This is a genomic window from Saccharopolyspora sp. NPDC045839 (genome assembly GCF_056431645.1).
Window position 1 is genome coordinate 240,212 of record NZ_JBWKKH010000012.1, and the last position, 6,874, is coordinate 247,085.

The 6,874-nt window shown below is 67.6% G+C and carries 7 protein-coding genes; 2 read left to right on the top strand and 5 right to left on the bottom strand.

The genetic code is table 11. From position 1 onward, the window contains the following. Window positions 1–117: 117 nt before the first annotated feature. Together AC07EQ_RS19620 and AC07EQ_RS19625 are read right to left on the bottom strand one after the other, a co-directional pair. A complete protein-coding gene (locus AC07EQ_RS19620) occupies window positions 118–1,065 on the bottom strand; it encodes a LysR family transcriptional regulator (protein WP_478389352.1) in 948 nt (315 codons plus the stop codon). A gap of 169 nt (window positions 1,066–1,234) precedes the next feature. Beyond that, window positions 1,235–2,116 carry a LysR family transcriptional regulator gene (locus tag AC07EQ_RS19625; RefSeq protein WP_478389353.1) on the bottom strand — a complete coding sequence of 294 codons (882 nt, stop codon included), beginning with the start codon at window positions 2,114–2,116 and terminating at the stop codon, window positions 1,235–1,237. A 157-nt stretch (window positions 2,117–2,273) separates the two neighbouring features. Between AC07EQ_RS19625 and AC07EQ_RS19630 the strand changes: the two genes are divergently transcribed. Beyond that, entirely contained in the window at window positions 2,274–3,002 is a 729-nt protein-coding gene (locus AC07EQ_RS19630) for an SDR family oxidoreductase (RefSeq protein WP_478389354.1), read from the top strand. Between the two features lie 89 nt (window positions 3,003–3,091). On the opposite strand, the gene AC07EQ_RS19635 is transcribed toward AC07EQ_RS19630, so the two are convergent. The 3 genes from AC07EQ_RS19635 to AC07EQ_RS19645 form a co-directional block, all read right to left on the bottom strand. After that, the gene (locus AC07EQ_RS19635; protein ID WP_478389355.1) at window positions 3,092–3,658 is read right to left on the bottom strand and encodes a hypothetical protein; all 567 of its coding nucleotides are present in this window, start codon (window positions 3,656–3,658) and stop codon (window positions 3,092–3,094) included. Window positions 3,659–3,805: 147 nt separating this feature from the next. Continuing rightward, the gene (locus tag AC07EQ_RS19640; protein ID WP_478389356.1) at window positions 3,806–4,021 is read right to left on the bottom strand and encodes a hypothetical protein; all 216 of its coding nucleotides are present in this window, start codon (window positions 4,019–4,021) and stop codon (window positions 3,806–3,808) included. Window positions 4,022–4,329: 308 nt separating this feature from the next. Next, entirely contained in the window at window positions 4,330–5,298 is a 969-nt protein-coding gene (locus AC07EQ_RS19645) for a hypothetical protein (protein ID WP_478389357.1), read from the bottom strand. A gap of 333 nt (window positions 5,299–5,631) precedes the next feature. Between AC07EQ_RS19645 and AC07EQ_RS19650 the strand changes: the two genes are divergently transcribed. Continuing rightward, window positions 5,632–6,798 carry a hypothetical protein gene (locus AC07EQ_RS19650; RefSeq protein WP_478389358.1) on the top strand — a complete coding sequence of 389 codons (1,167 nt, stop codon included), beginning with the start codon at window positions 5,632–5,634 and terminating at the stop codon, window positions 6,796–6,798. Window positions 6,799–6,874 lie beyond the last annotated feature (76 nt).

Sequence of the window (6,874 nt, forward strand, 5' to 3'; positions counted from 1 at the left end):
ATCAACAACGATCTGCGAATGAATCGACAAGCAGGATTGATGAATGCACCGAGACCTGTGCCCCCAGCGCGGAAGCCGAGCTGCTCACCCATGTCCCGGCGGCACCGGCGGTCCGGTTCAGCCAGAGCCGGTGGCGCCTCTCGCCGGTGCGGCGGCGGGGCGCGAGGCGTCGGACCGCCGGCGTTGCGCCTGCGCATACTGTGCGGCCGTCGCCAGGAAGGACTCCACAGCGGGTCGGCGGTCCGACTTCCGCCGCACCAGGGCGACTTCGGCGGGAGGCAGATCACGGATCGGGATGAACGCGACGTCCGGGCGGGCGTAGAACTCCGCGGTGGATTGGACCATCGGCGCGAGACCTTGCCCCGCAGCCACCAGGGACAGCACCTCGTGCACCGTGGCCACCGGGTAGCCGCGGTGGATCGGCTTCCCCGAGGGGGTGCGCGGCGGGGACTGCGCGTCCCACCAGTACTGCGGCGCATTCCCGGCGGCGGAGAAGACCTGTTCGCCCGCAAGCTGTTCGACGGAGATGGACTCCCAGGAGGCCAGCGGATGCCCGAGCGGGACCGCCAGCGTGCGCGGCTCGACCGACATGATCGGACCGACCTGCAGGTCCTCTTCACGGACCGGAAGCCAGTGGCTGAGCACATCGACCTCTTCCCGGCGCAGCGGACCGAGCGGGTCGGCGATGTGCACCTCCCGCTGCTCGGTCTCGCACCGGGGGTATCGGGCGCGGAACCGCCGGACCACCTCGGGCACCACCATCGTCGCGCACAGGAAGCCGACCCGGAGGCTGCCATCGACGCAGCGCGCGAGCGAGCGCGCCTCACTCAGCGCGTTGTGCATCTCCTGGAAGGCGGGGGCGATCCTCGCCCGTAGCGACTCGCCCAGCGCGGTGAGCCGCACGGTGCGCGTCGTGCGTTCGAACAAGTAGCCGCCGACACGTCTTTCAAGCGAGCGCGTCAACTGGCTCACGCGTGCTTGCGAGACCATCATCCGCTGCGCTGTCCGGCCGAAGTGGAGCTCTTCCGCAAGGGTGAGGAAGCACTCGATCTCCCGGTAGTCCATCGCTCCTCCAACTCCACGGATCCCCACCGGTTCTGCAACGGTTCGCGCCGCCGACGAAGCATACGGCGACAACCCCGGTTCGCGGTCCTGGTTGAAAAGCGAGGCCCGAACTGCGTCATGGCTCTGCCGAATTTGCTCTGAGCGCAGCAGTTCTGGCGAGGGTGCCGGGTCACGCGCTGGCGGCGTAGAGGACCTGGCGCAGTCGATGGTCATCGGTGCGACCGGACCGCCAGATCAGGCGAAGCACGAGTGGCGGGATCTCGGCGGCGAGGTCGAGACGGATCAGCCCGGCCGGAGCGAGTTCGGTGTCCAGGAGGAAGTCCGGGATGACGGCGATGCCGAGTCCGTGGCCGGCCCATGCCCGCACGACCGTGATGCTGTCGAGTTCGGTTCGCGGTCCGTCGGGGCCGAACAAGCGATCCGCGGCCATGCGGAACGAGCATCCGGGTGGTGCGACGAGCAACTGGTGGGCCGCGACCTCCACGCGGGTGAGATCTCGTCGGCGGGCGAGCGGATGGTTCATCGCGGCGGCCACGGCGAGCGGGACCGATTCCAGGTCGTAGTGCTCCAGTCCGGGCGGCGCGGCAAAGCCGAGGGCCCCCAAGGAATCGCCGGTGTCGAACAGCAAGCCGACGTCGAGTTCCCCGGTGTCGAGTCCGGCGAAGACCTCCTCCCGGGAACGCAGTGCGCGGACGGTGACCGCGATGTCGGGTCGACGCGTGGCGAGTCGGGTCAGGATGCTCGGCAGGCGCGTGGCGGCCAGGGTTTCCAACGCACCAAGCCTTACCTCCTCCTGGCCACCTGTGACCGCCCGGCGCGCCTGATCGGCTTGCTCGAGCAGGCGTTCGGCCCACGGCCGCAAACGCTCACCTGCCGCTGTTGGTCGCATCCCGGCGGAGGTGCGTTCGAACAACACCACCCCGAGGTCGCTTTCCAAGGCCCGGATCTGGGCCGACACCGAGGACGAGGCCAGATCGCGGGCCAGTGCCGCCGCGGTGACGCCGCCGCCACGGCAAACGGCCAGGAAGGTCTCCAACTGACCGAGGTTCATCGTGCCAGCGTAAGCGTGCGGCGTTCGGCTTTCCCGGACGCCTCGTTCGGTGCCGCCGGTTGAGCCGGACGGACCTGCACGGCGATCGTGATCGAGAACCCGGCGATCTGCACATCGTCTTGATCGCCGAAGATCCCGCACACCGAGGACGAGGACCATGGGACTGAACGATCAACGCGTCATCGTGGTGGGTGCGAGCTCCGGGATGGGGCGAGCCACCGCGGCATTGTTGCACCGCAACGGGGCACACGTGGTCCTGTCAGGACGTGACCACCAACGCCTGCGGGAGTCCGCCGCCGGCTTCTGCGCCGATGACGACCGGGTCACCTGCGTGGCGGCCGACATGACCCGGCCCGAGGGGCGCGAACTGCTCTTCGCTTCGGCCGGCGGTGTCGATCACCTGGTCGTGACCGCGGCCGATCTGGTCTACCGCGATGTCCAGGACGTCACCGAACAGGACGTGGACACCGTCCTCCGCTCCAAGGTCGTCGCACCGTTCTTCCTCGCCCAGCGGGCCGCGACGATGATGCCCGCGAACGGGAGCATCACATTCGTCTCCGGCATCGCCGCAGAACGGCCCCTGTCTTCTGGAGTGCTCACAGGTACCGTCAACGGGGCTCTCAACGCCATGGTCCGAGGACTGGCGGTCGCGCTCGCCCCCATCCGGGTCAACACGGTCTCCCCGGGCTGGGTGGACACGCCCCTGTGGCGGCACATCACCGACGCCGAGGGCAAACGCGCCGCCTTCGAGGCCATGGCGGCCAAGATTCCGGTGCGCCGTATCGGTACGCCCGACGATGTCGCCGAAGCGATCCTCGCCATCCTCACCAACCGGTTCATCAGCGGATCCACCCTCTACGTCGACGGTGGGCAACAGTTGGTCTGATCCGGGTGCGGACACGGGATTCGCGGCCCGGAGTGACCGCGCGAGGCCCCTTGCGGGAAGGGATGGTGTCCGGCGGAATCAGGAGCTCGCTACTGCCATCGGATCGGGTCGTTGCCGTAGTGCTGTGCGGGCTGTGGGTCACCGATGTTGAACTGCACGCCGCTGTACGTCGCCGTGACCGTCGCGGTCGGGCTGACCATGATCATCCTGCAGATCTCGTACTCGGCGCCCCGAACCGCGAATCCCGTGGCTCGTCCCGGTATGCACTTGCCTTCGACGACGCCGGAGTAGTGCATGGTTTCGGAGTTGTCCGACGGCTGCAGGCCCAGGAAGGTCTCGGCGTCCATATCCTCGAATGCGGTGTCGCCTTCATTGCTGATCACGGCGTGCAGGTAGTACGGCACCCGGCCCGTCCGGCTCTCGGCACCCGGATCCGGTCCGAGGTCCGCACGGTCACCGCGGACGACGGAGGTGACGGTGATGCCGATCGTGCCGCGCTGGTCTCCGTCGGTGTAGTCGACGAGTGCTTTCGTGCCGATGGGAAGCACGGTCCCGGGTGGAGCCGGGCGCCCCGGCGTGGTGTCCTGTTCGGACGAGCACGCCACCAGCATGCACGCGCCCAGCGCAAGAGCCGACAATCGGCGCAAAACGTTCAAAGTCATCATTCTCTTTTCGTGGACGGCAGTCCCGGAACCTGCTCAGGTGGGACTCGGGGCCAGTGACGGTCACGATCGCCCGCGAGAGGGCGGTCTCGTTCCTGAAATCATCATGGTTTCGGCAGCCCTTCCGGGGCGGTGCAAGCCTCAGCAGGAACTGGAACTGTCACTGCCGGACGAACTGCTGCCACCGCTGTCACCGCAGCCGAATCCGCCGAAGTCGGAGCCGCTGCCGGTATCGCCGTAGCTCGTCGAGCCGCTGCCGAACGTCGAGGAATGCCCGGAGCGCCGGGCCTTTCTCCTGCGCGCCTGCACGATGTTGAGGATGAGGATGAGCGCAACCCAGAACACCCAGAACGTCAAGAACGAACTCTGCTCAAACACCGGTCTCGCCCTCCTAGGCCGTCTGCCCGCAGTCACTGGTTGGACGTGGAGAATCCGCAAATCGTTCCCGGCCACGCCAACGAAGTACGCTGTTCGACATCGCGACGGCAAGAACCGGCCTCTCGCTGGGCAGGTCGTGTCCGTCCAGCCGCATACTTGTCCAATGTGGAGTGTGTCGTGTCCCGCTGTGGGCCGTTCCTGGCTGGTGCGGGTGAACCTTGCGAAGCTGACCGGGGCAGGCCGAGGTGATGTCATCGGTGAAAGCGCGCACACGGTCTTGCCGGGCGTCAGGCTGGTGGCAGCTTGGCCTTCACCTGCTGCGCGAAGCCGACCGCGCTCGCACAGGGGTCGATCTGGGTCGGATTGAGATTGGTCGCGACCACCACGACCTTCTCGGTCGGGAACCTGCTTTCGGCCGGTTGCGGCCGGTGTTCCCACTCGATCTGGCAGGAGGCATCCGGGGGGTCCGGGATGAGCGACGCGGGCTTCCCGCCGACATCCGCGGGCAGCCCGCTGGGGTCCCTGGATCCGATATCGAACGACACGTCCACCTGGACACCGCTGGGCAGCTTCCAGCCGCACTCGTGAATTCCTCGCGGCTCGGGCTTGGCGGTCGCGCCCACCTGCGGATCTTGGCCTGCCGGCGGATCGAGCAGGAGGCACGGATCGATCCCGGCCAGTTCTTCTGGCGACCGAATCGCGATCGGTGGGTCGGTCCGCAGTTGCTCCACCACCTCGGTCATGAGCTGCACCGCCGGGGAGCAGGTCTCGGGGCGCTCGTGGCTTCCGAACCTCAGCCGCACCGTCCGTGGCGTGTCCTCTGCCCCGCCGCCCTGATAAGCGACGTGAACGTCGCATCCGCCCCCGTCGCTCCTGATCAAGGCGGGCAGGCCACTGATCCGATTCTCGGCTTCCACGTACGCGGGAAAGTCCATGTTCACCGCGATGTCCACAATCCCACCGCTGTGGTCTGTCATGGGAATCGAACACGCCGCGAGGTCGCCCCCGAGTTCCTGGGTGATGGGAACGCCGTACCTCACGAGGTTGGTGCCGTGCAGCAGCGGGCACGGGTCCACCGTGCGCAACTCGGCCGCAGTGAAACCGCCGAAGAACTCGTCGCCCTCCAAGTCGTACTTCGCCACCGGCACAGTCCTGCGCGGCGAGTCCGACTTCTCCATCCCGGTCGAACAGCCGGCGACCAACAGGACGGCGAGCACGGTGACGATCAAACGCTTGAGCCGGTACACGATGATCACGCTATCCCAGCGAAAACCCGGTGTGGGCCGAAACCTCGGATCGGCGATGAAGCCGCTTGCGCGAGCAGGCAAGATCCGAACGTGCACAGCCACCTGGACGCTTGTCGTCCGCACATACCGCACCGCAATTCAATGGCGATCAAAGCCAGCACCGCGGTATCCGCCCGGCTGGAGCATGGCCGAGACTGCGTCGATCGGGAACTCGGCCCGGGGGCGTTGCTATGAAGCCGCCGACAGCGATCGCAATCCGGTGGAACGGTTCGGCCCGGCGCGGCGTCGGATCATCGAATTCCCCACGAGGAAGGCTGCTCTGTAGTGACTACTGGTTCGTCGGTGTCCCAGCCGGTTGTGCGGGATGGCTTGCAAGGCCGGTCGGCGGGGCGAACGTCGATCGGCGTCGGGTTGCTCGTCGGCTCCGTCGTTCTGGTGCTCGTGACGTGGTTGTTCGGCGATCCGGGCGGGGTGCCCGTCAACGCGGGCGAGCCCGGCGGGGACCGCTTCGCCCCACCGTTGGCCGTGGTCATGGCTTGGATTTTCATTCCGGTGTGGACCGCGCTGCTGGCGTATGTCCAGTGGCGGGCGCGCCCCGCTGATACGCCCGCGGGCGGTGGGCGTCGAGTCGACGTCATGGGTCTGGTCGGGCTCGGCTGCTTGGCCGTGCTGCTGGCGATTTCCGGGCTGTACCAGGCGGGACGCCCAGGAGACCAGTCGTTCCTGACGCTGGTCGCGGCCATTGCGGCCGCGGTGGGAACGTTCCTTGCCACGCAAGGCGTCCGAGTGCCGAGGATCGATTTCCGAACGCGGCGAGCGGCGGTGTCCATCGCCGGCGGACTCCTGGCGGTGGCGGTCGCCGCGAGCTCGGTGGCGATCGTGCTGTCCGAGGTGAAGCACGTCGACGCGACCACCGTCGAGCCCGGGGTCGCCGCGCCGCCGCCCACCTCGCACCTGACCGAGAAGTGGCGTTGGCGAACCGGGGACAGGCTCTACGGCGTGGTGTCGGCCGGGGCCGGAGCAGTGATCGTGACCGATTCCGGGATCACCGCGCTGGACGGTGCCACCGGCGCCGAGAGATGGCATTACCGCCGTGACGACCTCGATGTTGTCTACCAGGTGCTCCCATTGGACCACGGCCGCACCATCGTCGTGACGCTCCGGCTCGAATCGGGGGACGAGCACGTCGACCAGCATCGCGCCTTCGACGCCTTTACCGGCCAGGAGCTGTGGCAGTACGCCTCGGCCCCGTACGACGGCGGGCCGCCGCCGTTGAGCTCCAAGCCGACCGCCGGCGCGACGACCCTGATCAGCCGGGACGACAACGGCGACGAGACGCCGCACGTGGTCAGGGACTCGCGCGCCGGGAACGTCCTGTGGCGTTGGGCGCGGCCGCCGGAATGCCCGGACTCCGGCATCCGACCGCACGCGACCGCCGACGTCGTGTTCGTGCCGCTGACGTGCGGGAGCGACAACAACGTCCGCGGAGTCCTAGTAGTACTTCGTTAGGTGTTGATCTTGTTGGTGGTTTGCTTCATGATCTTGGTGTGGATCTTGGTGCGGTGGAACGTCTTCGGGGCGAGTT